General features: G+C 45.1%; 26 protein-coding genes, 1 pseudogene and 2 other annotated features. Of the genes and pseudogenes, 4 read left to right on the top strand and 23 right to left on the bottom strand.

Annotated features, from left to right (window positions below; all coding sequences use genetic code 11):
* Nucleotides 1-5: 5 nt before the first annotated feature.
* Nucleotides 6-266 carry a cell division protein ZapA gene (zapA, locus tag ATG71_RS11225; RefSeq protein WP_098439677.1) on the bottom strand — a complete coding sequence of 87 codons (261 nt, stop codon included), beginning with the start codon at nucleotides 264-266 and terminating at the stop codon, nucleotides 6-8.
* A 132-nt stretch (nucleotides 267-398) separates the two neighbouring features.
* Between zapA and rnhC the strand changes: the two genes are divergently transcribed.
* Nucleotides 399-1,322, top strand: coding sequence for a ribonuclease HIII (rnhC, locus tag ATG71_RS11220; protein ID WP_098439676.1), 924 nt, complete (start codon nucleotides 399-401; stop codon nucleotides 1,320-1,322).
* 102 nt (nucleotides 1,323-1,424) lie between these two features.
* Here rnhC and pheT read toward each other — a convergent pair whose 3' ends face one another.
* From pheT to ATG71_RS11205, 3 genes are all read right to left on the bottom strand, one after another.
* Nucleotides 1,425-3,839, bottom strand: a complete 2,415-nt coding sequence (gene pheT / locus ATG71_RS11215; RefSeq protein ID WP_098439675.1) for a phenylalanine--tRNA ligase subunit beta — start codon at nucleotides 3,837-3,839, stop codon at nucleotides 1,425-1,427.
* Between the two features lie 27 nt (nucleotides 3,840-3,866).
* On the bottom strand, nucleotides 3,867-4,904 hold the full coding sequence (gene pheS / locus ATG71_RS11210) for a phenylalanine--tRNA ligase subunit alpha (protein ID WP_098439674.1): 1,038 nt from the start codon (nucleotides 4,902-4,904) through the stop codon (nucleotides 3,867-3,869).
* Between the two features lie 78 nt (nucleotides 4,905-4,982).
* Nucleotides 4,983-5,222: a binding site (T-box leader), on the bottom strand.
* Nucleotides 5,223-5,281: 59 nt separating this feature from the next.
* Nucleotides 5,282-6,043: a TrmH family RNA methyltransferase gene (locus ATG71_RS11205; protein ID WP_098439673.1), complete on the bottom strand. Its 762-nt coding sequence runs from the start codon at nucleotides 6,041-6,043 to the stop codon at nucleotides 5,282-5,284.
* 124 nt (nucleotides 6,044-6,167) lie between these two features.
* Between ATG71_RS11205 and sspI the strand changes: the two genes are divergently transcribed.
* Both sspI and ATG71_RS11195 read left to right on the top strand, forming a co-directional pair.
* Complete coding sequence (sspI, locus tag ATG71_RS11200) at nucleotides 6,168-6,389, top strand: small acid-soluble spore protein SspI (protein ID WP_060671009.1); 222 nt, start codon at nucleotides 6,168-6,170, stop codon at nucleotides 6,387-6,389.
* A gap of 130 nt (nucleotides 6,390-6,519) precedes the next feature.
* A complete protein-coding gene (locus ATG71_RS11195; protein ID WP_098439672.1) occupies nucleotides 6,520-7,065 on the top strand; it encodes a cysteine hydrolase family protein in 546 nt (181 codons plus the stop codon).
* Between the two features lie 47 nt (nucleotides 7,066-7,112).
* Here the strand turns inward: ATG71_RS11195 and ATG71_RS11190 are convergent, their stop codons facing one another.
* Both ATG71_RS11190 and ATG71_RS11185 read right to left on the bottom strand, forming a co-directional pair.
* A complete protein-coding gene (locus ATG71_RS11190) occupies nucleotides 7,113-8,198 on the bottom strand; it encodes a M42 family metallopeptidase (protein ID WP_098439671.1) in 1,086 nt (361 codons plus the stop codon).
* Between the two features lie 93 nt (nucleotides 8,199-8,291).
* A complete protein-coding gene (locus ATG71_RS11185; RefSeq protein ID WP_098439670.1) occupies nucleotides 8,292-8,780 on the bottom strand; it encodes a dUTP diphosphatase in 489 nt (162 codons plus the stop codon).
* Between the two features lie 145 nt (nucleotides 8,781-8,925).
* Here ATG71_RS11185 and ATG71_RS11180 point away from each other — a divergent pair, with 145 nt between their 5' ends.
* On the top strand, nucleotides 8,926-9,324 hold the full coding sequence (locus tag ATG71_RS11180; RefSeq protein WP_098439669.1) for a sigma-w pathway protein ysdB: 399 nt from the start codon (nucleotides 8,926-8,928) through the stop codon (nucleotides 9,322-9,324).
* Nucleotides 9,325-9,345: 21 nt separating this feature from the next.
* Here the strand turns inward: ATG71_RS11180 and ATG71_RS11175 are convergent, their stop codons facing one another.
* The 17 genes and pseudogenes from ATG71_RS11175 to polA form a co-directional block, all read right to left on the bottom strand.
* On the bottom strand, nucleotides 9,346-9,915 hold the full coding sequence (locus ATG71_RS11175) for a TVP38/TMEM64 family protein (RefSeq protein WP_098439668.1): 570 nt from the start codon (nucleotides 9,913-9,915) through the stop codon (nucleotides 9,346-9,348).
* Nucleotides 9,916-10,141: 226 nt separating this feature from the next.
* Nucleotides 10,142-10,223: pseudogene (locus tag ATG71_RS24095) on the bottom strand (DUF1294 domain-containing protein); the annotation flags it as partial.
* A 155-nt stretch (nucleotides 10,224-10,378) separates the two neighbouring features.
* Nucleotides 10,379-10,738, bottom strand: a complete 360-nt coding sequence (rplT, locus tag ATG71_RS11165) for a 50S ribosomal protein L20 (protein ID WP_034757014.1) — start codon at nucleotides 10,736-10,738, stop codon at nucleotides 10,379-10,381.
* Between the two features lie 28 nt (nucleotides 10,739-10,766).
* The gene (gene rpmI, locus ATG71_RS11160; protein ID WP_032087387.1) at nucleotides 10,767-10,967 is read right to left on the bottom strand and encodes a 50S ribosomal protein L35; all 201 of its coding nucleotides are present in this window, start codon (nucleotides 10,965-10,967) and stop codon (nucleotides 10,767-10,769) included.
* 23 nt (nucleotides 10,968-10,990) lie between these two features.
* Nucleotides 10,991-11,509 (bottom strand): translation initiation factor IF-3, encoded by a 519-nt coding sequence (infC, locus tag ATG71_RS11155; protein WP_179886644.1) that lies wholly within the window; start codon nucleotides 11,507-11,509, stop codon nucleotides 10,991-10,993.
* Nucleotides 11,510-11,583: 74 nt separating this feature from the next.
* Nucleotides 11,584-11,724: a sequence feature (ribosomal protein L20 leader region), on the bottom strand.
* A gap of 206 nt (nucleotides 11,725-11,930) precedes the next feature.
* Nucleotides 11,931-13,862, bottom strand: a complete 1,932-nt coding sequence (gene thrS, locus ATG71_RS11150) for a threonine--tRNA ligase (protein WP_098439667.1) — start codon at nucleotides 13,860-13,862, stop codon at nucleotides 11,931-11,933.
* A 365-nt stretch (nucleotides 13,863-14,227) separates the two neighbouring features.
* Nucleotides 14,228-15,094: a sporulation protein YtxC gene (ytxC, locus tag ATG71_RS11145; RefSeq protein WP_098439666.1), complete on the bottom strand. Its 867-nt coding sequence runs from the start codon at nucleotides 15,092-15,094 to the stop codon at nucleotides 14,228-14,230.
* Nucleotides 15,095-15,230: 136 nt separating this feature from the next.
* Complete coding sequence (dnaI, locus tag ATG71_RS11140; protein WP_098439665.1) at nucleotides 15,231-16,163, bottom strand: primosomal protein DnaI; 933 nt, start codon at nucleotides 16,161-16,163, stop codon at nucleotides 15,231-15,233.
* A 12-nt stretch (nucleotides 16,164-16,175) separates the two neighbouring features.
* Nucleotides 16,176-17,561, bottom strand: coding sequence for a replication initiation and membrane attachment family protein (locus tag ATG71_RS11135; protein WP_098441798.1), 1,386 nt, complete (start codon nucleotides 17,559-17,561; stop codon nucleotides 16,176-16,178).
* A gap of 70 nt (nucleotides 17,562-17,631) precedes the next feature.
* Nucleotides 17,632-18,087 (bottom strand): transcriptional regulator NrdR, encoded by a 456-nt coding sequence (gene nrdR / locus ATG71_RS11130; RefSeq protein ID WP_034757001.1) that lies wholly within the window; start codon nucleotides 18,085-18,087, stop codon nucleotides 17,632-17,634.
* An 82-nt stretch (nucleotides 18,088-18,169) separates the two neighbouring features.
* The gene (locus tag ATG71_RS11125; protein WP_098439664.1) at nucleotides 18,170-18,550 is read right to left on the bottom strand and encodes a cytosolic protein; all 381 of its coding nucleotides are present in this window, start codon (nucleotides 18,548-18,550) and stop codon (nucleotides 18,170-18,172) included.
* Nucleotides 18,551-18,682: 132 nt separating this feature from the next.
* Complete coding sequence (speD, locus tag ATG71_RS11120; protein ID WP_034756998.1) at nucleotides 18,683-19,063, bottom strand: adenosylmethionine decarboxylase; 381 nt, start codon at nucleotides 19,061-19,063, stop codon at nucleotides 18,683-18,685.
* 490 nt (nucleotides 19,064-19,553) lie between these two features.
* Nucleotides 19,554-20,582, bottom strand: a complete 1,029-nt coding sequence (locus tag ATG71_RS11115; protein WP_098439663.1) for a glyceraldehyde-3-phosphate dehydrogenase — start codon at nucleotides 20,580-20,582, stop codon at nucleotides 19,554-19,556.
* A 282-nt stretch (nucleotides 20,583-20,864) separates the two neighbouring features.
* Nucleotides 20,865-21,470 (bottom strand): dephospho-CoA kinase, encoded by a 606-nt coding sequence (gene coaE, locus ATG71_RS11110; RefSeq protein ID WP_098439662.1) that lies wholly within the window; start codon nucleotides 21,468-21,470, stop codon nucleotides 20,865-20,867.
* A gap of 30 nt (nucleotides 21,471-21,500) precedes the next feature.
* Nucleotides 21,501-22,133 carry a sporulation membrane protein YtaF gene (ytaF, locus tag ATG71_RS11105; RefSeq protein ID WP_098439661.1) on the bottom strand — a complete coding sequence of 211 codons (633 nt, stop codon included), beginning with the start codon at nucleotides 22,131-22,133 and terminating at the stop codon, nucleotides 21,501-21,503.
* Between the two features lie 68 nt (nucleotides 22,134-22,201).
* Nucleotides 22,202-23,026: a DNA-formamidopyrimidine glycosylase gene (mutM, locus tag ATG71_RS11100; protein WP_098439660.1), complete on the bottom strand. Its 825-nt coding sequence runs from the start codon at nucleotides 23,024-23,026 to the stop codon at nucleotides 22,202-22,204.
* A gap of 24 nt (nucleotides 23,027-23,050) precedes the next feature.
* Entirely contained in the window at nucleotides 23,051-25,681 is a 2,631-nt protein-coding gene (gene polA / locus ATG71_RS11095; protein ID WP_098439659.1) for a DNA polymerase I, read from the bottom strand.
* Nucleotides 25,682-25,728 lie beyond the last annotated feature (47 nt).

Here is a 25,728-nt window from a genome sequence, read left to right as displayed (position 1 = left end):
TTTATTCAATCCTTTAATCGTTTAATTTCCCGTTCAAGCTCTTCAAACTTTTCCAGAAGTTTGAGATAATCATTCACGGCATTGACAGCCGTCAAGACCGCAAGCCTGCTTGTGTCGAGAGATGGATTCATGGAGTTGATTTCTCTCATTTTGTCATCCACTTTAGAACAAACGTATCGGATTTGACTTGTTGATTCAGTCCCAACAATCGTATACTGTTGACCATATATGTCCACCGTGGTGCGATTTTTTTGTTCTTCAGACAACCTGAAAGCCCCCCATTCATAAGAATCCTACACATAATCATACCATGAAGTCTTTTGATTATGGAAGGAATTTGTCATATACGCTCACATTTTTTATTAAATTCAAGAAATTTGTCATAAGGAGAGAGAAACTTGGCCAATACCGTCATACAAACAACGAAAGATACCATCGAGAAAATGAAAAATCATTACAAACATGCATTAGTCGAAAAACTGCCGCCGGGGGCAATCTTTGTCGCAAAACCATCAGGCTGTACCATCACCGCCTACAAATCCGGCAAAGTGATGTTTCAAGGGGCAAACGGGGAAGGTGAGGCAAGCCGGTGGGGAAGCAGCGTCCCGGCCAAGGTAAAATCCGCTTCCAAAGGGACTGCCAACCTCCCCGAAAATTTCGCGAATTGGTCCGTCATCGGTTCTGACGAAGTGGGGACAGGAGACTTCTTCGGCCCGATCACCGTGGTGAGCGCCTACGTAAAAAAAGAGCAGATCCCACTTATGAAAGAGCTTGGGGTCAAGGATTCCAAAAACTTATCCGACCCTCAAATCATCAGTATTGCACGGGATCTGATTTCCACCATTCCCTATTCACTGCTCATTCTCCACAACCCGAAATACAATGAGATGCAGGCAAAAGGAATGACCCAGGGTAAGATGAAAGCACTCCTTCATAACAAAGCCATACTGAACCTGCTGGATAAGATGGCACCGGAACAACCCGAAGGCATCTTGATCGATCAGTTCGTCGAAAAGAATACATATTTCAAACACATCGCCGCCCAATCGAAAATCCAACGGGAACGGGTATACTTCAGCACAAAAGGCGAAAGCATCCATCTCGCCGTCGCAGCGGCATCAATCATCGCACGCTACGCATTCTTAAAAGAAATGGACAAGCTGAGTGCAAAAGCAGGCGTGGAAATACCGAAAGGCGCCGGAAAACACGTGGATGTGGCAGCGGCGAAGATCATCAAACGAAAAGGCATTGAGGACTTGAAAGCGATGACGAAATGGCATTTTGCGAATAGTGAAAAGGCGATGAGATTGGCGAGGAAATGAGGATGGCCCCACTGGTTGTACCGGTGGGGTTTTTTGTTTACGAGCCCACCACACAAAAAAAGATGTCAGACCAATGTCTGACACCTCTCTTCACAAGTCGAATTATCCTCTCAATTCGGCTCCTGCTTTTTCTTTCACGGCTGCAAGTACCCCATCATGCACTTTCACCACTTCTTCATCAGTCAATGTTTTGGCCGGATCGAAGTATTTCAGGGAGAACGCAAGTGATTTCTTGCCTGCTTCCATATGCTCGCCTTCATACAGATCAAAGACGGAGACTTCTTTCAGAAGTTTTCCTCCTGCTTCTTTGATGATGGATGCCAGGTCCCCGGCTTTCACATCCGTGTTCACTACAAGGGCGATATCCCGTGTGATCGATGGATGGCGAGGGATCGGCGTGTAGCTTAATGCCGGCTTTTCATAATGGAAGACAGGTGATGCCTTCAGCTCGAACACATACGTTTCGTTCAGGTCCAATTCTTTTTCCGCTTCCGGATGGATCGCTCCGACGAAACCGATCACTTCGTTGTCCAGCAGGATCTCAGCCGTACGTCCAGGGTGCATGCCATCTACGGTTGCCTGACGGAATGAGATGGCTTCTGATACACCGATTTCTTCGAACATACCTTCAAGGATCCCTTTGGCCACATAGAAGTCGACAGGCTTTTTCTCGCCTTGCCAAGGGTGCTGGTGCCACAGGCCGGTCAGCGCTCCTGCAATATGCTCTTCTTCCTGTGGAAGTTCTTCGCCTGTTTCCGTTAAGAAGACGGATCCTACTTCATAAAAGGCAAGAGAATCATTTTGACGGGCTTTGTTATATGAAACCACTTCAAGAAGCTGTGGAATGATGCTTAAACGAAGGTTGCTGCGTTCTTCACTCATCGGCATCAATAAGCGGACAGGTTCCCTTGCGTCCAGTGCATAAAGGCTTGCTTTCTTGTCGTTTGTCAATGAATACGTGATCGCCTGCAGGAGTCCCGCTCCTTCCAGATAACGGCGGACCGTACGGCGCTTCAGCTGGTGATTCGAAAGGCCACCTGGTGTTGCCTCTCCTTCTGGAAGTGTCATTGGAAGATTGTCATACCCGTAAAGGCGGGCCACTTCTTCCAGTAGATCTTCAGGGATGGTGATATCCCCTCTTCTTGTAGGAGCCGTTACGACGAATGTTTCGCCATTTACTTCTGCATCAAATTGAAGTCGGCGGAAGATATCTTCCACTGTTTCAACGGAAATGTCTGTTCCAAGTGAAGAATTGATTTTTTCTAGCGTAATTTCCACTTTTACTGGCTCTACGTCCAATTCATTGAATAAAACAGTGCCCTCGAGAACTTCCCCTCCGGCATATTCAGCCATCAGTTCAGCCGCTCTTTCCCCGGCTTTCAGGACACGATTCGGATCCACGCCTTTTTCATAACGGGTGCTGGCTTCGCTTCTAAGTCCGTGGTCTTTCGATGCACCTCTGACAATGGCACCGGTGAAATATGCTGCTTCAAGAAGAACAGTGGTCGTATCGTTCTGGACTTCTGAATTCGCTCCACCCATCACGCCGGCAAGGGCAACGGGTTCAGTCCCGTTCGTAATCACAAGCTGGCTGCTTGATAATGTCCTTTCCGCATCATCCAGGGTCACGAATGTTTCGCCGTCGTTTGCACGGCGAACAAGGATTTCCTTTGAACAGAGGCGGTCGTAGTCGAAAGCGTGAAGAGGCTGACCGTATTCCAACAGTACGTAGTTTGTAATGTCGACTACGTTATTATGTGGACGGATCCCGGCTGAAATCAGTGCATTCTGCATCCAAAGTGGAGATGGTCCGATTTTGACATTCTTGATGATTTTGGCCCCGTATAGAGGATTATCTTCTTTCGCTTCTACTTTTACCGAAATATAATCCGACGCTTTTCCGTTACCTTCTGACACTTCGGATGCAGGAAGCTTTACGTCACGGTCCAGGATGGCGGCGACTTCATACGCCACTCCCAGCATGCTTAAGCAATCTGAACGATTGGGTGTCAATCCCAGTTCGAGGATTGCATCATCCAGGTTTAATAATTCAACTGCATTTCTGCCTACCTCGGCATCATCACTGAATACATAGATTCCGTCTGCATGCTCTTTCGGTACGAGCTTTCCTTCGACTCCAAGCTCTTGAAGGGAGCAGATCATTCCGTGGGATGCTTCGCCACGGAGTTTGGCTTTTTTGATTTTGAAGTTACCAGGAAGTACCGCCCCTACTTTCGCGACGGCCACCTTTTGGCCTTTTGCCACGTTTGGTGCCCCGCAAATGATTTGGACAGGCTCTTCTTCCCCTGTGTCCACCTGGCATTTATTTAATTTATCCGCAGCGGGATGCGGTTCACACTGCAGGACATGGCCGACGACCACATTTTTGATCTCTTCGCCGATCCGTTCGACACCTTCGACTTCGATCCCGCTTCTTGTAATCTTTTCTGCCAACTCTTCAGGTGTGACACCTGACAGGTCTACATAATTTTCTAACCATTTATATGAAACAAACATGTGTTAGTACCTCCCTATCGTTTTTCTTTACTCTTGTGTTCCGAACTGTGTCACAAAGCGAGTATCGTTTGTGTAGAAATGACGGATGTCATCGATGCCGTATTTCAGCATGGCGATACGCTCTGGTCCCATACCGAAGGCGAAACCTGTATATTTCTCCGAATCGAATCCAGCCATTTCAAGGACATTCGGATGAACCATCCCTGCGCCGAGAATTTCGATCCAGCCCGTTCCTTTACATACACGACAACCTTTTCCTCCACAGATCTTACATGAAATATCCATCTCGACAGAAGGCTCTGTGAATGGGAAGAAGCTCGGGCGCAAGCGAATTTCACGGTCTTCACCGAACATTTTCTTGGCAAATACATTCAGCGTCCCTTTCAAATCACTCATACGGATGTTTTCGTCGATGACAAGGCCTTCGATCTGAGTGAATTGGTGTGAATGTGTTGCGTCATCCGTATCACGTCGGTACACTTTACCAGGACAGATGATCTTGATGGGACCCTTTCCTTTGGCCCGTTCCATCGTTCTTGCCTGAACCGGTGACGTGTGGGTACGCAGAAGGGTTTCTTCTGTAATATAGAAAGAATCCTGCATGTCACGTGCCGGATGTCCTTTAGGGAGGTTCAAGGCTTCGAAATTATAATAGTCCTTCTCCACTTCCGGTCCTTCAGCAACCGTGTAGCCCATGCCGATGAAGAGGTCTTCGATTTCTTCCACGATCATCGTCAGGGGATGGTGATTCCCTTTTTTCACGGGACGGCCAGGTAACGTGACATCGATCGTTTCAGATTGAAGCTTCTTTTGGACCGCTTCTTTTTCAAGAACAGCCTGCTTTGCTTCGATGGTTTCGGTGATTGCTCCACGGACTTCATTGGCAAGTGCCCCCATTTTAGGACGCTCTTCTGCTGAAAGTTTCCCCATGCCTTTTAAGGCTTCGGTGACAGGTCCTTTTTTCCCTAAGTAAGCAACGCGGATGTTGTTCAGTTCTTTCAGGTCTTGTGCTTCGTTCACTTTTTCGATGGCTTCTTGTTGAAGGGATCGTAATTTGTCCTCCATTGTTCTTCCTCCTTTAATGTATATCGTCCGAATGTTTCGTTGGATTGGTTTTTAAACAAATAAAAAAACCCCATCCCAAAAAGGGACGAGGTTTAGATCGCGGTACCACCCTTATAAGCATATCCACAGGGGGATCTACTCACTTCATTCGGATAACGGCTTATGCCGGAGCATCTTTACATTCACTCGTGGAATGGTCCCGATGCCAACTCGAGAGGTGAAATGTTCACATCATGTTTTCTTAAGAATGCTTACAGTCCAGGGCATTCTCTCCCTTGAAGAAGGTCATGTGTTACTTTCCTCTTTCAACGTTTTTTAAGTTATATGTGCATTATTATAGTGAATTTCATGGCATAATTCAAACCTTTTCACGAAATTCACTGCCCATTTTTAAAATAGTACAATAAAATGCCTGCCGCAATGGCCACATTCAATGATTCACTCTTACCGTAAATGGGGATGTAGAGGTTCCGGTCGGTTTCCTTTAACAGGTCCCGAGACATGCCGTTCCCCTCATTCCCTACGATGAGGGCATAGGAAGATTGCGGGCTGATCGACGTGTACTCCACTCCGTTTTCAAGAGCCGTCCCGTACACGGGGATGCTGCGCTCTTTCAGGGATGAAATGGTTTCAGGCAGTTCTTTTCTGACAATCGGGATATGGAAGTGGCTTCCCTGTGCCGATCGTAATACTTTCGGATTATAAGGGTCCACCGTCCCTTTACCCAGCACGACCATATCGATTCCCGCTGCATCGGCTGTGCGGATGATCGTGCCGATATTGCCCGGATCCTGGAGACCGTCGAGCAGCATGAATGTTGCTGCCTTTTCGGGGTCATGCTCATCTTCCTTTTGCCTGCAAATTGCAAAGATCCCTTGAGAGGTCTCGGTATCAGCGAGGGTTTTCCCTACTTCATCCGACACCATAGTGATGGGAACCGAGTCCACCGTCCATTTCTGGGGGATATCGATTCCTTCCACCTGGATCAGCTCAAGGACCGTATCCTCCTGCTTCAAAGCTTCTTCCACAAGATGAAATCCTTCAATGATATATGTACGGGTAAGATCCCGTTCTTTTTTCGTCAATAATTTCTTCCACTGCTTCACAACAGGATTTTTCGAGGATTGAATATACTTCAATCGTATCCGCTCCTTTTGATTACTATTCAAGGTCTCATTATACCTTAACTTTCCTACATAATAAATTCAATTTGAGACAAGATAACAATGAATTCCTCATCCTAGCAAAAAGGAGAAATGCATGATGAATCTTAACTTACGAAAAGCGATCATACACAATGTATCTGGAAACAACCAGGACGAATTGAGAGACACCATTGTCGATGCCATCCAGGGAGGGGAAGAAAAAACCCTTCCAGGTCTCGGTGTACTCCTTGAAGTCTTCTGGCAAAACGCCGATCCCCAGGAACAGAAAATGGTCCTTGAAACATTAGAGGAATCATTGCAGCAGCAGCAAATGCAATAAAGACAAGGGCAATCCTGAATAGGGTTGCCCTTGTTTATTGGGAATGAATTACATTACCCTGGATGGTTTTAGTCTGTCTCCTTCAGTGGTAATACAACATACATAAGGAAATGAAAGGGGAGACAACGGTATGAGTCAGGAGAAAAGCGCATTATTAATCATCGATATGATTAATACGTTTGATTTCCAGGGTGGAGAAGATTTATACGAAAACACCATGAACATCGTAGGAAACATTCGGGACTTGAAGAAGAAAGCGAAGGAAGCCGGGTTGCCGGTCATATATGTGAATGACAATTACGGCCTATGGCAGGACAATATGAATGATATCATAGAGAAATGCAAAAAAGGGAAAGGCAAAGACGTAATCGAAAAACTCCATCCCGATACAGACGATTTTTTCATCATCAAACCGAAGCACTCCTGTTTTTTCGGGACACAGCTTGATATCCTCCTTCATCAGCTGGATGTGAAGCATCTGATTCTAACAGGGATCGCTGGTGACATCTGCGTCCTGTATACCGCCAATGATGCCTATATGAGGGAATATGACATGTCGATTCCGCAGGACTGCATGGCATCAGAAACCGAAGAAGACAATGAAAGTGCGATCCGCATCATCAAAAAGACGATTGATGCCGATATGACCTCTTCGAAAGAAATGACGTTTAAATAAGGACAAAATAAAGAGACCCTGATTCAAAAGGGTCTCTTTCACTGCAATCAATCAAACGTAATCTTTGCCACAGTGTCGCTGTCGAGCTTCTTGATCACTTCTGTAATCAATTTAACGGCGTTATCGTAATCATCACGATGCAACATGGCTGCATGTGAGTGGATATAGCGTGTCGCAATGGTGATGGATAAGGCGGGAACTCCATTGGCTGTCAAATGGATCGCGCCTGAATCCGTTCCACCTCCTGCGATGGCATCGAATTGATACGGAATGTTATGCTCATCCGCTGTATCCGTCACAAAGTCGCGAAGTCCCTTATGGGAAACCATGGAAGCATCATATAAAATGATCTGTGGACCTTCACCCATCTTGCTTGACGCTTCCTTATCAGAAACACCAGGTGTGTCCCCGGCGATTCCAACATCCACACCAAAGCCGATATCAGGCTGAATCTTGGCAGCAGCCGTTCTCGCACCACGAAGGCCGACCTCTTCCTGTACGGTACCGACTCCATATACGACGTTCGGATGACTCGCATCCTTCAGGTTTCTTAGTACATCGATGGCAATCGCACATCCGATGCGGTTATCCCATGCTTTCGCCAGGAGCATCTTCTCGTTGTTCATCACCGTGAATTCGAAATGAGGGACCACCATATCTCCCGGTTTCACTCCCCATTCCTGTACTTCTTCACGGCTTGACGCACCGATATCAATGAACATATCTTTGATGTCGACGGGCTTTTTGCGTGCTTCCGGAGGCAGGATATGCGGCGGCTTGGAACCGATCACACCTGTCACTTCCCCTTGGCTCGTCACAATCGTCACACGCTGGGCAAGCATGACCTGTGACCACCAGCCACCTACGGTTTGAAAGCGAAGGAACCCTTTGCTGTCGATCTGTGTGATCATGAAACCTACTTCATCAAGATGTCCCGCCACCATGATTTTAGGGCCGTTTTCATCGCCCACTTTTTTCGCGATCAGACTCCCCAGGTTATCTGTCGTCACTTCATCCGCAAATGGCTCTATGTATTTTTTCATGACTTCCCGTACTTCTCTCTCATTGCCCGGTACACCTTTGGCATCGGTTAAATCTTTGAGCATTGTCAATGTTTCATCTAATTTTGCCATTGTTTCGACCCCCTAAATATTGTTTTACCTTTTCATTATACTAAAACCTGTGTGATTCATCAAAATTTCCTGAATCTTCTTTACTATCATGCATTAATATCCTTCTTTTTGACGATTATAATTCACTTCATTTTTCTTCACATACGCATCGAACACTTCTTCATGGGTGAATCCGAGCAGTTCGCCAAGGTACACGTAATGCCTGAATAACTCCTGGAAATGTTCAACGGAACGCTCTTCCGCAAAATGGTTGGCATATTTGAAAACTTCCATGAATTGCTTTGTCACATCTTCATTCGTATAATTCGTCTCCCCTATATCGAATTGTTGAATGCCGATTTCGATCCCCAGTGACAGGATGAAATGGACCCCGTCCACAAATTCTTCAAGGATTACATCCTTTGATGAAGAAGGTTTCGTACTCCAGAACTTAAAGCTTCTCGTTTCATTGGCCAGTTCACCTACCTCAACCAGGAGGGCAAGGATTTTTTTGTCGATCAGATCTTCTTGTTCCAGGCCGTGTTCCTCTTCGATATGCTGATCAAGCTTCTTCTGCATGTCCAATAATGTTTCAATATTCATTGTGATATCTCCCCTTCGATGCCTTTATTTATTACACACCCTTTTAGTATGACAAATTTTTAAACAAATTTATAATAATATGAAACCTTTTTCTGATTTAACCGTAAATAATAGTGGAAGAAATATGCCTATGGAGGTAATGGTTATGCTTTGGCTTATTCGGTTAGTGCTTTTGATCCTTATTCTTTATCTTTTATACAGCAGCGTGAAATACATTATCAACCCAAAGCGAAAACTGGAGCTTGCCCAGGAGCAGAAACGTTTCTATTTTCTAGATGATCAGGAAAATGTCCGGAAAAACTTTCACATAACGTACAAGGGTGTACGATTTGAAGGGGAAAAATATCTTGGGGCAACGGAGAAGGCATTCGATGTGGTTTCCATATTCGTATGGACCAAACATGTTTCCTCATTAAAGGGCCTTACCCGGGAGGATTTCGAATACCTCCAGAACGAAATCAAAGAAAGATACCCGAATGCCAAACTCGACTGGAAAAGTCCGATTCACGAATTCCTTCAAAAACCACAACAAAAAAACGACTAGCAGAGCTGGTCGTTTTCATTTTTATTTACCCGGAAAAAACTCTCTCCATTGAATGACTCTGACTTTTTCTCTTAAAAGGTAAAAGAGGACGATGAGTGCGATGAAAATCATGACGAGAATGGGCGGGGAAAATTGTTTGATGTATTGGCCGAATACCGTATAGAAAAACGCCAGGGGAATATTGGAAAGAAGGGAGGCGCGAATGAAGGGCTTGAGTTCCTTCTTCCGCTCGAGCAGGCAAAGATTCAAGAGCTGGTAATGGACAAAGGGAATCAACCTGAGAACCGCAATCTGCCCTGTGGTAAGGGTGGCATTCCGGCCGAACCACTTTTCTTTCAGCCTCAGGAGTTTTTCATAAAACGATTTGAAACTTTTGATGACAAAATAAAAAGTGACAGATAAGAGCGTTAATCCGATCAACGAATACAGAGTGCCGAAGAGACTTCCGAACAGAACCCCTCCCGCCATACAGACAAGGGCGACAGGAATGAACAGAAACTGCCTCAGAATGTGAAATACGATAAACAGAACAGGAGCCATATATCCGCTTGCTTCCATCAGGGCGAATGCAGCAACCAACCGTTCGTCCATGGCTTATGCGACCTCCTTCTGCTATTCTAAGCTGTTTCTACAACCCCTCTTTATATAGTATGTATGAAAGACGGGTTAAAGAATGAAAACTTTGATGTCACAGATTCGCGCTCAGCCAGATGAACAGCACACAGTGGACGATGACAAGCAATGGGAAGCCGATGGCAAACGCTTTGTGTTTCGTTTTATGCCTGAACACCTTCATCCCCATATACGCCCCGACGCTGCCCCACAATGGCGACCTGCCACAGGACCCGCTCGCTGATGCGGTATTCATGCCGCTCCGCTTTCCGTTTATCTCTCCCCATGACCGTAAAGCCGATGATATTGATGATGACGACATAAAGATATAAGATCCCTGTTAATGCATCCATGAGTTCTACCTGCTTTCTATAGTGATTGATATAAGAAAGGACCGGCCAGGGGCCAGTCCTTTTTGTCTGCTGACTCAGTCAGCAGTATATTATTTGTTTAGTTGAGCTTTAGCAGCGTCAGCTAATTGGTTGAATGCTTTTTCGTCAGAAATCGCAAGCTCAGCAAGCATTTTGCGGTTTACTTCGATACCAGCAAGCTTCAATCCGTGCATTAAACGGCTGTAAGAAAGACCGTTCATACGTGCAGCCGCATTGATACGTGTGATCCATAGTTTACGGAAATCACGTTTCTTTTGGCGACGGTCACGATAAGCATACATGTATGATTTCATGACTTGTTGATTTGCTACTTTATATAAAGTATGTTTTGAACCGAAATAACCTTTGGCTAATTTAAGAACTTTTTTACGACGTCTGCGTGTTACTGTTCCGCCTTTTACGCGTGGCATAATAATTCCCTCCTGTTTCTAATACTTCTTATTTTAGGTTGTCAAGCATATGACGAATGCGTTTGAAATCTCCTTTAGAGACAACAGCCGCTTTACGTAGCTTACGCTTTGCTTTAGTAGATTTGTTTGCGAATAAGTGGCTTGTGTAAGCGTGTGAACGTTTAAGTTTACCAGAACCTGTTTTCTTGAAACGCTTAGCTGAGCCGCGGTGAGTTTTCATTTTTGGCATGATGCTTTTCCTCCTCGGGTCCTTTATTTTTCGTTGACTGGTGCAAGCACCAAGAACATACTGCGACCATCCATTTTCGGTTTTGATTCAACGGTTGCTACATCTTTACACTCATCACTGAAGCGATCCAGAACGCGTTGACCAATTTCTTTGTGCGTAATCGCACGACCTTTAAATCGGATTGACGCTTTAACTTTGTCTCCTTTTTCAAGGAACTTACGAGCGTTACGAAGCTTGGTGTTGAAATCATGCTCATCAATCGTCGGGCTTAGACGCACCTCTTTAAGATTGATGATCTTCTGATTCTTACGTGCTTCTTTGTCTTTCTTCTGTTGTTCAAACTTAAACTTACCGTAGTCCATGATACGAGCAACGGGTGGTTTTGCATTTGGAGCAACCAGAACAAGATCAAGATTTACACGTTCAGCGATTTCAAGAGCTTCATTCTTGGTTTTGATCCCAAGTTGCTCACCGTTTTGATCGATAAGACGTACTTCACGGGCACGAATCGTTTCGTTTAAAATCATGTCTTTGCTAATAATTAGCCACCTCCAAGGTTTATTAAAAGAATACACGGCTTTGGCCGACGCTCCCGCTTCCTTTTTCCATGTCCAAGACACAAAAAAAGATGCGAGTGTCGAAACACCCGCACCTGATTATTAAGCATATATAAATGGCTTTAATAGTCAATCACATACCTGGTAACAGCTTTAAACGCGTTATTCAGGTGAGAAGCGGGTAGCTCCTACTTGTACCAAACTGTATTCAATTCACCTTAGATACTATATCACATGACAATACCGCTGTCAAATAATCATTTAATATCACAACGTATTTCATAATATCAGACATATAAGGAGAGTGCAACAGTTTTTTTGAAATTAATTGGGGAGGGACGGACCTCCAACGGATACATTATGGTAAACCACAATGACCATTTGGAGGTCCGTCCCTCTTCTAATTTTAGCGATTCGCTTCTTTTGTGATGTGGCCGATGAATTCGTCAAGGGAGATGGTTTCGGATTTCTGCTCTCCGTATTTACGGACGTTGACAGCTGTTTCCTTGATTTCATTGTCTCCCACGACGAGCATATAAGGGACTTTGCTCATCTGAGACTCACGGATTTTGTAGCCGATTTTTTCATTGCGGTCATCGATTTCCACACGCAGTCCTTCAGCCTGTAGCTTTTCTTTCACTTCTTTTGCGTAGTCGAAGTGGACATCAGGAGAAACCGGGATCACCTGAACCTGCGTTGGAGCGAGCCAAGTCGGGAAAGCTCCTTTGTATTCCTCGATCAGGAAGGCAACGAAGCGTTCCATAGTGGATACGACCCCACGGTGAATCACGACAGGACGGTGCTGCTTGCCGTCTTCCCCTACGTATGTTAAGTCAAAGCGCTCTGGAAGTAAGAAGTCCAGTTGAACAGTGGATAACGTTTCTTCCTTCCCAAGGGCCGTTTTCACTTGAACGTCCAGTTTAGGGCCGTAGAATGCCGCTTCCCCTTCTGCTTCGAAGTACTCAACGTCCAGTTCATCCATCGCTTCCTTGATCATACCTTGAGCACGGTTCCACATTTCATCGTCATCGAAGTACTTCTCTGTATCTTCAGGATCACGGTACGAAAGACGGAAGGAATAGTCATTCAGATCAAAGTCTTTGTACACTTCCTGAACGAGGCGTACGACACGTTTGAATTCTTCCTTGATCTGATCCGGACGCACGAAGATATGAGCATCATTCAGAGTCATCCCGCGTACACGCTGAAGTCCAGACAGGGCGCCTGATAATTCATAACGGTGCATCGTACCAAGCTCGGCGATACGGATCGGAAGCTCACGGTAGCTGTGGATACCGTTTTTGTAAATCATCATATGATGAGGACAGTTCATCGGGCGAAGAACAAGATCTTCATTATCCATTTCCATGACCGGGAACATATTTTCCTGATAGTGATCCCAGTGACCGCTTGTTTTGTAAAGCTCTACGCTCCCCATGATCGGAGTGTAGACGTGGTCATAGCCCAGACGCTCTTCTTTATCCACGATATAACGCTCGATGATGCGGCGGATCGTTGCACCTTTAGGCAGCCACATCGGCAAGCCTTGTCCCACCTTTTGTGAGTTCATGAACAGGTTCAATTCTTTTCCGATTTTACGGTGATCACGCTCTTTCGCTTCTTCTAAAAGACGAAGGTGCTCTGCAAGGTCTTCCTTCTTGAAGAAAGCCGTACCGTAAATCCGTTGAAGCATTTTATTATCACTGTTACCACGCCAGTAAGCCCCGGCAATGCTCAACAGCTTAAATTCTTTGATTTTATTTGTTGACGGGATGTGGACCCCGCGGCAAAGGTCGAAGAATTCACCCTGCTCGTAAATGGAAACCTGTTCCCCTTCAGGAATGGCTTCAAGCAGTTCAAGCTTGTACTCATCCCCGATTTCCTCATACATTTTCTGCGCTTCGTCGCGGCTGACTTCTTTACGGACCACTTCCAGGTTTTCACCTGTGATCTTCTTCATTTCCTTCTCGATCTCAGGAAGATCCTCTGGCGTAAACGTATGCTCTGAATCGATATCGTAATAGAATCCACCTTCAATGACCGGACCGATTCCAAGCTTCGTTTCAGGATATAAACGTTTGATGGCCTGTGCCATTAAATGGGCCGTACTGTGACGAAGGACTTCAAGGGCATCCGTTGAAGGAGCCGTCACGATTTCAATCGCTCCATCTTCCTGAATTCCTGTACGCAGATCGATCATTACACCATTTATTTTTCCAGCGAGCGCCTTCTTCTTCAGTCCCGGACTGATGGACGCAGCAATCTCTTCTGTCGTCGTACCCTTAGGAAATTCCTTGACATTTCCATCCGGGAACTGCATTTTCACTATTTCTGACATGTGATTTCACTCCTTGAAATATCTTTATAAAACATAAAAAACCCCGCCCCTTCACGTTTGAAGGGACGAGGTTAATAAGTAAGCTCGTGGTTCCACCCAACTTCTCATTGTCTTGGTTTAAAGACAATGACTTCATTGAAAAACGAATAACGACATTTAGCCGTCAACCATTACTGTGAACCGAATAAGGTTCCGTTCATGATTGAAGTTCCGAGGTGGTAAATATCACTACCGAATTAGGAAGCTTGCAGCCTTGAGGGCTTCCCTCTCTGTGAATGAATAGAAATATTATTGTCCTCATCATAACCTTTATTTATTGACTTATTATGTAGGTATTATAATCGGTTATGTTTTGAAAAGCAAGCCTATTCATTCGCAATATCCCACGAAGGATAAAGAAGTGTGTCGGGAAAGTAACTCAACGGCAGAAGATCGATCCGTTCTTCAAAAATATTCTGAAGCGTCCGGATCAATTGATGATCCCCATTTCCATAGACGTGTATCTTCTCAGGGGCAAGGGATAATAAAGGGGCAATGGTGAATGAATCCACGTATAAGGGGTGATTGGTTAGCAGCCGTTTATCGATCGCCTTCGTCAGCTCCTGCCTTGTCACTTCTTTCATGTCCTCATCAAAGAAACGAAATCCATACCCCGTCGAGTAAAGATGGACCGTGCGCATTTTCTGCTCCCTTGAAGAGAGATATTCCCGGAGCATATGAACGAACATCTGATATTCCTGCTCCATCTTATATTCGTCTATGGCCAGATCCAGCATCAGCAGTAGCCTCTCCTGAAGCTTCTTCAACCTGAACTTGCTAAAGGAGTCGAATGATATGGGTGCCTTCCCTTCCAATAGAAGCTCAAGGCTCTCATGGACGTATTCAGCCTCGTCCCATTCGCCGATCAGCTCCATCAACTCAGGGCGTTCCCCCAGCCTCATCTCTGACACGATTTCTAATATTTGATTGATTTCATCACTATCTTCATACAAATAATTTTCTCTCAAGGCTGATTCGGACCAGTCCATGCATTTATCATTCATGACGAATTTGGAAACCCCGTTGAAAAGTTTTTCCCGCTCCTTGAAGAAGGGGGAAACCTCTATCGTCAGATTATAGTGAGTTGTATGTTGAAAGAGCGTTTCATGAAACCATGATTGGATGAACTCTTTATTGAGGTATTCTTGAAGCTTTACCGCATCATTTTTTTGCTTAAAAATAAATTCAATCAAACTTTCTCGCCTCCTTAAACCCAATTCCCTGATTTATATATATGGGAGGCTTGTATAAATTAGAAGTTGATGAGGGAAATTCTTTTGGGTGATCAAAAAAAGAAAGGGAACCGCACGCGATTCCCTTTCCTTCAGACTATTCTCTTCTATTTTTGCCGTCAATCAACACAGGCTTAGATAAATATTTAATCCGCTCCATGATCCGCGCGGCCTTCAGTTTTTCTTCTTCCCCGCGCTGACTGTACGTCAAATGGTGGGTCAGCTCGTTGAAGTTGAAGTTGGAGGTGAAAAAGGTCGGCAGATTCTCAAGCATCCGGTATTGGAGGATGGTGCCGAGGATTTCATCCCTTCCCCAGCTCGACATGGTTTCCGCTCCGATGTCATCCAGCATGAGGATCGGTGCCGATTTTACCATTTCCAGCTTTTCATTCACCGTATTATCACCGAGTGATTGTTTGATTTCCCTGAAGAACTCAGGAACATATACGATAAGGGATCCGATTTTTTTCTCAGCGAGTTCATTGGCCATGGCGCCTAGCAGATAGGACTTGCCCACACCGAACTTCCCGTAGAAATAGAGACCCTTCATTTTCGTCCCTTCTGTATACGTCTCTACGAAATTCTTCGCAAGACGCACGGCCTCCAGACGGCTCTTCGAATCAAGATCGAGGGTTTGGAAGGAAGCTTGCAAAATATCCTTCGGGACATACAAGCTTTTGATCAGCCGCTGGGCACTTGTTCTTTCATCATGAATGACCTTCCGTGGACAGCGATGATAATCGATGTCGATGGTATTCCCCCTGATCACCAGATGAGGATCATACCCTTCCATCATATTCTTGCATTCCTGCAAAGAAGGACAGTACCGGCACTCCTTGCTTTGAGAGATGTACTCATACAGTTTCATCAGGCTTTCATTGACCATTTCACCTGTTACCCGGCCTTCATTCCTGCGGATAAAATCTTTTACATCATTATTTTCTAAGATCTCTTTTTTCATTTGTTCATATCGCTGTTGAAATGACCCGGAAGTCGCCAGCCTCTTTAAGGTGTTATTGATTTTCTCCATCGTTTTGTTCACCTACTTTCGAAAATTTTTAAGCTCTTCTTCAAGTTTTTTCTTTTCTGCTTCGAAGTCGTATCCTTCTGCAGAGGTATCGGATTCTTCCGATAATTCGTCTTCCTTGAACCATTCCGGAAGCTTCTCCGTGCGGATCGGTTTTCTCCGCCTGTTCGATTTAGTATCCTTCTTGCCTTCAGCCCATTCGAGATACTGCTTATGTTCATTCTTCGCGAGTATCATCGCTTCACTCGCCGACGTAACCTTTTTCCTGGACCAATGGGAAGCGATCTTCTCCATGTATCCTTTTGTCAGCTTCATGTCCGTTTTCAATAACACGTATTGAATCAACACATTCATAACTCCGATCGGCAGCTTCTGGGACATGAGCACTTCCTCAACGGCTTGAAGATCAGCCTTGGAAGGAGATCCCCCGTTTGAGATGTCCGATAACACATCCTTCGGCGAGGTGGTTTCCAGGTAGTCGATGAGCTCTTCCTCCTGTGAAAGTGGTTGATCCCGTTCTACAGCTTTCTTCGTTTCCACTCTCGTTGTCAAATCAGGCAGTTGATCACCCGTTTGCATACCGTACCAGTCACGGGCCGTTTTACGCAGCAATTCGATATCGATCGTATCATCGGCATCCAGAGAGCTTAAGACGATATTCTTCATTTGAAGAGGATCGATCCCGTACAGATAGCTCAGCTTCAATACGGTTTCCTTCACTTTCGGCGTAAAGGCTTTGCGCGGCACCATGGATTCCGATAACCCCGCCAGCAGCAGCTGAAAATCAAAATCGATTTCGTCCAGTGCTAGTCCATCATTCTTGCCATATTTCATATATTGTTCACCGGACCCGGTTTCCGAATCCACATTCGCATCATGGTGGAGGAAATTAATTGGTTCCGACGTGAAGACATCTTGGAATGATCGGGTAATATCGGTGTACTGATGTTTATCAGCTGACGCATCCGTGAAGAATTTCTTCAAACGCAAATAATGGGTCCGGCCGATCTTACGGTACAAATACACATTCAGCATGCCATCATGAAAGAATTCCTGAGGGGAGAGGGGCGGCTGCAGTTCATATAGAAAACGGCGTTCTTCATCATCCCTTTTTTCATACACCTTCAACAAACCGATCCCCTCGAGCTTCATCCTTGCTTCGTAGACGTCCTGAAGATTGACGGACAGGACGTTCATCAAATGATAATGGGTGGAATCCGTCGACCAGAGCCGATTCTCCTCCACTTCCCCCCATAGGCTCATGTAGAGGCTGTAGCAAACGGAACCAATTAAAGGCTGGTACAGAAACGTAATGATTTTCCGGTCATATTCCTGAAGCATCCCATGTGTCCCTACGGTGTAGTGATCGATTGGCTGTATTTCATTCCAATGCTTCTTCATCATAGTTGGATTCTACCTTTCAATAAATAAAGAGAAAAGAGCCAAAGAATCCCATCCTCAGCTCATTCTTCTACTCTTTTTTTATTAATTCTTTTAATTCGTCTATAAATACATTAATATCCTTAAATTGTCGATATACAGATGCAAAACGGACATATGCCACTTCATCAACTTTCGCAAGGTGATCCATGACCATCTCACCGATCTTCACAGATTCTACTTCAGAGGCCCCTTGGTTCCGGAGGTCCTTTTCAATATCTGTTGAGATCTTTTCTAATCTTTCAAGAGGCACCGGGCGCTTCTCACAGGCCTTGATCAGTCCCCTCAAAATCTTTTCTCGACTAAACTCTTCTCTTACCCCTTCTTTTTTCACCACAATCAAAGGAAGCTCTTCAACCTTCTCAAAGGTCGTGAAGCGAAATGTACATTCTTCACATTCTCTTCTTCTCCTGATGGAACGTCCTTCATCAGCAGGTCGTGAGTCCACCACTCGGGTACCATTATGCTGGCAAGACGGGCATTTCATAATATCAGCTCCGTTATTACATACTATTACCTTCATCATATAAAAAAGCTGCAACTTACACAAGCTTCTCTGGGATTTACCGTTATTTCACTTTTTTCAATTCGCCATCAAGCTGATGATAATAATGGTTGATTTGCGCTTTTAAAACGGTGTATGTACCAAAGATCTTTCCTTTATCCGCACTGACCTTGAAATCGACTGCCGTTTCAAGGGGACGCACGGTAATGACCGTGGCAACGATAAATAATTGAGGCGTCCCGTTTTTCCGGACCGTGATTTCCCCTCTGTCCTTTGACTGGGAGATCACGTCATACTCTGACGATGAGAATAATCCCAGCACTGCATTAAATGCACCTTGATGCATGGATTTATAATAGCGTGATTGCAGTTCCTTATCTTCATGCTGATCGGACGTTTCACACTCCGATTGAAATCGCTTTAACAGGGTACGTATTCCACTCATTTCAAGTTCCTCCCTTTAGTTACCCTTATTTTACACGAAAAGGCACGATTGAAAAACCCATAAGTGCATGTGGGAACGCACGAAAAAAAGAAGAGATGCATGAATCACGCATCTCTTCTGAGTTATTATCGATTAAAGGGCTTGAGCCTGGGACTTCTTCACTTGTACAGGACCCATTCCACGCGGTAATTCAATTGTTTCGCGTGTGTCAGCACCAAGAGCATCTGCAATATATTCAGCTGCGATATTTGGATCTAAATCACCGCAAGTATATACATCAATACTGGCATAACCATGTTCAGGAAAACTGTGGATCGTTAAGTGTGATTCTGAAATGATCACAACTCCACTCACACCTTGAGGAGCAAATTTATGGAAAGCTACCTCACGCACTTCTGCACCTGATTTAAGCGCAGCATCTACGAATGTTTTCTCAATTCCTACTACATCGTTTAATTTTTCAAAATCGCAACCCCATAATTCTGAGATTACATGACGACCCATTGTTTCCATTTTCGTATTTCCCCCTTTGACATAATTTTTTTCGTCAAAATGAACGTATCCTTTGGCAAAATCTTAACTACCACGGGGGAAAGTTAGTCCGAAGAGGTCCTAACCCTTTAAGTAGTTAAATCAGTATTCATTTGCTAATAAGAAGTTCACGAAAAATAGTATACTTTGTTTAAAACTCTTTTGCAATAAATTTTTTTAAAGTTTTTTAGATGGGTAGGTAATCGTTTAGTGTAAAAACTATGACCGTTCCTTTTCGCTGCAGGCACTTGCTTTCCGGCGGGGCGTGAGTTGAGCCTCCTCGGGCTTTTGCCCTGTGGGGTCTCAACTTTCCCGCTATTCCCGCAGGAGTCAAGTGCCTTCCGCTACAATCCACTCTGTGCTACTTCAATAGCTACACATATTTGCACTTCATTAAACATGCAAAAAAGAAAAGAACGCACCTGATAAAGGTACGTTCTAGGGTTTTGCTTTATGATTTATGTTGGTTCTTTCAAACGTTGACTTCTTGTTTGGCGTTCATTTTGGTGGCGACGAATTTGACCAGGTCGACGACGCGGCATGAGTAGCCCCATTCGTTGTCGTACCAGGCAAGGACTTTCACTTTGCGGTTGCCCATGACCATTGTGGACAGGCCGTCGATGATGGCAGAATGTGGGTTTGTATTAAAATCAATTGAGACCAGTGGTTCTGTTGTATATTCAAGGACTCCGTGCAGGGAACCAAGGGATGCCGTGACGAATGCTTCGTTGATTTCATCAACGGTTACGTCCCTTTTCACATCCACGACCAGGTCCACTAATGAAACGTTTGGAGTCGGTACACGCAGCGCCATGCCATGTAGCTTCCCGTTTAGTTGAGGAAGCACTAATGATAATGCTTTTGCAGCACCCGTTGTCGTCGGGATGATCGATTGGCCGCATGCTCTCGCTCTTCTCAGATCTTTATGTGGATTATCGATATTCTTCTGATCATTCGTGTAAGCGTGCACGGTCGTCATGAGACCGTTTTCAATTCCGAACTGCTCATCCAGCACTTTCGCTACAGGAGCCAGACAGTTTGTTGTGCAGGAAGCATTGGAGATGACGCTGTGTTCTTCTATATTTAATGCGCTTTCATTTACACCCATCACAATGGTAACGTCTTCATTTTTACCAGGGGCCGTCAGGATGACTTTTTTCGCTCCTGCTTCTAAGTGAAGGCTCGCTTTATCCTTTGAATTGAATTTCCCCGTCGCTTCGATGACGATATCGATGTTCAGTTCATCCCAAGGTAATGCTTTAGGATCACGATTGCTTAATAGTAGGACACGTTTCCCGTTGACGATGAGTGCATGATCTTCCACCACTACATCTGCCTGGAATGTACCATGATTTGTGTCATACTTTATTAAATGTGCTAACGTTTCAGCCGGGTAGCTTGCGTTAATGGCTACAACCTCTAAGTTTTCCTCTAATATTGCTTTTCTGAAAACCATTCTTCCAATACGTCCAAAACCATTGATTGCAATTTTCGCCTTCATAAATCCGGCTCCCCTCTATATTAATGTTATACTTATATGTTTATTTGCTAAAAATAGTATAACATATTTGGAGAATTAGTTAATAAGTATTTTGCGTATTTTTAATGTTTTATTATTCTGACAAATAGGCTTATTGTATGTATATTTTTGTGGGGTGGAATCATACTTGATTTGAAGGTTTAATTCACACATTCTCTCGGAGCATGTGCTGGTTGAGTTCCGCTCCCCTAATCCTCTTAGACAAAAAAACCGACAAGGGTTTCTTGTCGGTCATTTGTGATGTTATGGTTGTAGGTCCCATTCTGTTAATAGGGATTCAAGCTGCTGTTTGGTTTCGCTCAGTGTTCCGTTGTTGTCGATGACTGCGTCGGCGAGGTTGACTTTGTCTTTGAGTGGGAATTGGGATGCGATCCTCGCTTCTGCGTCTTGACGGTTTAAGTGATTGCGTTCCATTAAGCGTGACAGCTGGGTTTCTTCGTTTACGTAAACGAGTAGTGTACGCTCCACCATCCACGTGAGGTCGCTTTCGAATAGCAAGGGTATATCCATGAAGATGGTGTTTTTGCCGGACGCGATGGCTTCGTCTTTATGCTGGAGCATCATGCTTCTGACGGCAGGGTGCACGATGCTGTTCAGCACTTTCCTTTTTTCTTCTGAGTTAAAGATGATTCCACCGAGTTTTTCGCGATTGATGGTCGAATCGTTTTTGTGGAGGATACCTTCACCAAATTCTTCGACAATCGCCAGATATGCAGGCTGCCCCACCTCGACTACCATACGGGCTGCGAGGTCTGCGTCGATTATAGTATATCCTTTTTCATGTAGCATGGTTGAGATTGTACTTTTACCACTTGCAATTCCGCCTGTTAATCCTATAATACGTGCCATGATTGTGTCCTTTCCAATACTCGCCGGTCACTAGAACCTCAGGATCCCGATCAGGATGAGCAGAACGCCCGGAAGAAATGAAACGCGGTGAATCCAGCGCAGGTGAGAGAAGAATTCCCCCATCTTTAATCCGGAAAATAAGAACGCGAAGCTCATCGCAAAAATCGCCAGGGATAGTAGTAGTGGCGAGAAATGTAATAACGCGGCACCGATTCCAGCACCGAAGGCATCCAGTGACAAGGCGATTCCAAGCATGAATGCCTCGATTCCGGTAATCGTACCCGATTTATCAAAGTCCGCCGTGAGCGGCCTTCTTAATATTTGAATCACTAAACCTATGGATTTGATTTCAAAATTGATCAATGTTTTTTCATGTGACAGTACCGTTTCTTTTTCCGGTCTGAAGAACTGGTAGAGAACAGCTGCGCCGATCACGACAAGGATCAGTCCGCCGATTCGTCCTGCCCAGACCGGGGTGATGATGGACCCGATGGTTTGACCGAGTAACATCGCCAGCAATAAAGAGCTCGCTGAACAGATCGATATGATGCTGATTGATTTTGTAGGGATTTTCACTTTTCGTAATCCATAAGTTAAACCGGTGCTAAAACTATCGAGACTTACAGCGAACGCCAGCAGTAATAAGGAGATTGTTTCACTCATCTAATAGCCCTCCCGAAAATCATTACAATACTATATGGTAAGGGCTTATCAAATGTTAAACGTTCTTTTTACCGCTGACAGCGGGGGCAGTAATGGGTCCCTCTCCCCGCCGATACTTTCTTCTCGATGGCTGTACCGCAGTTCCGGCACGGCTCTTCTTTCCTGCTGTAAACATACAGGTTCTGTTGGAACATCCCCATCTGTCCCTGGGAATTCACGTAAGACCGGATCGTGCTGCCACCCATTTCCACCGCTTCCGTCAACGTGTGGATGATTTCACTGTGGAGCCGCTCGATTTCTTCCCGTGACAGGGACTTTGATTTCCGGTCGGGATGAATGCCTGCACGGAATAGGGCTTCATCCACATAAATATTCCCAAGGCCTACAAGCACCGTTTGATCCAATAAGGTGGCCTTCACGATTCTCTCCGTCCTGCCGAGCTTTTCAGCCAGATAGTCTGGTGTAAACTCTGACAGAAACGGCTCCGGTCCCAACTGAAGGAGGGGAAGGTGGAGTAGTTCTTCCCCCTTCTTAAAGAGATGCATCGTCCCAAACTTCCGGACATCACGGTATCTGAGTTCCGTTCCATCCGTGAAGTGGAAGATGACATGAGTGTGTTTTTCAACGGGATCCCGATGATCAGCCAGATTATACTTTCCTTCCATTCTCAAATGAGAAACGAGGGCAACATCATCACAAGAGAAGATCAAGAACTTCCCTCTCCTTCTCATCTCATGAATTTCCTGACCTCTCAAGCTATGGATGAATTCATCCGTTTCAGGTGGATTCTTGATCATTTTTGGCCAAAAGACACTGACATCCTTTATTTTCTTCCCCGATACAAGGAGCTCCAACGTCCTTCTGACCGTTTCTACTTCAGGCAGCTCTGGCATAGTTCCACCTCCTTCTTCATAAAACTACTTCGCGTCGTACCATGTTTGTCCGTAAGAGTAATCAACCTTTAATGGAACTTCGAGCTCCATCGCGTTCTCCATCACTTCAGGAACAATTTTCTTCAATGTTTCGATTTCATCCTCGGGAGCTTCGAAGATCAATTCATCATGCACCTGTAAGAGCATCCGTGTTTGAAGTTTCTCTTCCTTCAAACGGGCCGCCATATCAATCATGGCTTTCTTAATGATATCTGCTGCACTTCCCTGAATCGGTGTGTTCATCGCTGTACGTTCTGCAAAGCTCCGTAAATTGAAATTACGGCTCGTGATTTCAGGAAGGTAACGGCGTCGATTCATCAGGGTCGTCACATACCCCTTTTGTTTCGCATCCTGTACGATATCATCCATATATTCTTTCACGCCGGGGAAGCTTTCTAAGTACTTCTTAATGAACTCCCCTGCTTCTTTTCGTGTGATATCAAGACTTTGTGACAGTCCGTAGTCACTGATTCCATAGACGATCCCGAAGTTAACGGCTTTCGCATGCCTTCTCATATTGGACGTAACCTCGCTCTTCTCCACTCCGAAAACGTCCATGGCCGTTTTCGTATGGATGTCCATATCATTACGGAAGGCTTCCACCAATTTCTCATCCCCCGCTATATGGGCAAGGACCCGTAGTTCGATCTGTGAATAATCGGCAGCGAACATGACCCATCCTTTTTCAGAAGGAATGAAAGCCTGACGGATCTTTCGGCCTTCTTCCAGGCGGATCGGGATGTTTTGAAGGTTCGGATCCGTTGAGCTCAGGCGGCCGGTTTGGGTAAGGGCCTGGTTGAACCGAGTATGGATCTTGCTCGAATCTTTATGAACCACCTTCAATAACCCTTCTAGATAAGTGGACTGCAGCTTTCCTAACTGACGGTAGTGAAGGATATGATCAATGATTTCATGCTTGGACTGCAGTTTTTCCAATACGTCTGCGGAAGTGGAGTAACCAGTCTTCGTTTTCTTCACAACCGGCAGACCCAGTTTTTCAAAAAGGATCACGCCGAGCTGCTTCGGAGAATTGATGTTGAAACTCTCCCCTGCCAGTTCATGAATGTTCTTTTCCAGTTCGTCCAGTCGGAGGGCAAGCTCTTCCTTCATGGTCATCAAACGATCCTGATCCACCTTCACACCGGTGAATTCCATCTCAGCCAGGATAAGGGCAAGAGGCAATTCCAGCTCCATGTATAATTCATAAAGATCATTTTCTTCGAGTTCTTTTATGCATGTTTCCTTCAAGTCTTGAAGGATGAAGGCCTTTCTTGCCAGATGTTCGGATAATGCGTCCGTGGAAGGGACCTTCTGCTTGGCCCCTTTTCCATAAACCGCTTCATCCGACTCGATGGATGGCTGACCATGCCCTTTTGCGATGGAGGCGAAGTCTTCACTCGATTCAGATGGATTGATGATATAAGACGCGAGCAATAGATCGAAACCGATTCCTTTGATGTCGATTCCTTGTCGCTTCAGGGCAACGACGGTCTCTTTCGAGTTGTAGACGTTCTTCGACTTCGATCCATCTTCCGCCCACTTTTTAAAGGCTTCTGAATTCAGTGCCGTTTCAAGGGTAAAGAAAATCGTCCCATTTTCGTTATGAAGACTCATGCCGATCACTTCACCAAGATGATAATTCTCTTCAAGCATTTCGATGTATAGGGAGCTCTCACTTGCCAGATGTTCGTCTGTAATGGTTTCCACCACTTCAAAGGAGATATCATCCAGCTCCTGGGGCTCCTCTTGAGGGGACTCACCCATTTTCTCAAGGAGGGAGTTGAATCCAAGATCCCGGTACACTTCCTTCAGTTTCACTTCATCCCAGCCATCATAATTCAGTTCTTCTACCGTGACTTCGATGGGAGCTTCTCTGAGGATCGTGGCCAGTTCTTTACTTATGATCGCCTGGTCCTTATTTTCTTCAAGCTTCTCTTTCAATTTCTTTCCGCTCACTTTGTCGATGGACTCCAGCAGCTTTTCAAGGGAATCGAATTCCTTCAGGAGCTTGATCGCCGTTTTCTCACCGACACCGGGTACACCAGGGATATTATCGGAGCTGTCCCCCATCAAGCCTTTCATATCGATGATCCGGTCAGGGGTGATCTCCCATTTTTCTTTGATGTGCTGGGGTGTATACACCTCGATATCCGTGATTCCTTTTCTTGTGATGCACACCGTCGTATCTTTGGAGCTTAACTGGGTTAAATCCTTATCCCCTGAGTATACTTTCACTTCGAACCCGTCGGATTCTGCCTGCAGGGAGAGGGTTCCGATAATATCATCCGCTTCATAGTTTTCTTTTTCATACCGTTTGATCCCATAAGCATCCAGAAGCTCCCGGATATAAGGGAATTGCTCGGACAACTCAGGCGGGGTCTTCTGCCTGCCGCCTTTGTATTCCGTGAATGTCTTATGACGGAACGTCGTTTTTCCCGCATCAAAGGCCACCAGGATATGAGACGGTTTTTCATCTTCCAGTATCTTCTGCAGCATGGTGGTAAAGCCGTATACCGCGTTTGTATGTACACCCTTGTCGTTATTCAATAGTGGAAGGGCAAAGAATGCACGGTAAGCAATACTGTTACCGTCAATCAGGACTAATTTTTTGGACATATAAGTACCTCCTGTAAAGGCTTCTGTTTCTATATAGTCATTCTATC

Source organism: Bacillus sp. es.034 (assembly GCF_002563655.1).
Taxonomy (GTDB): domain Bacteria; phylum Bacillota; class Bacilli; order Bacillales; family Bacillaceae_B; genus Rossellomorea.
The sequence above is the reverse complement of the archived record's forward strand: the minus strand, read 5'-3'. Positions and strand labels throughout refer to the sequence as shown.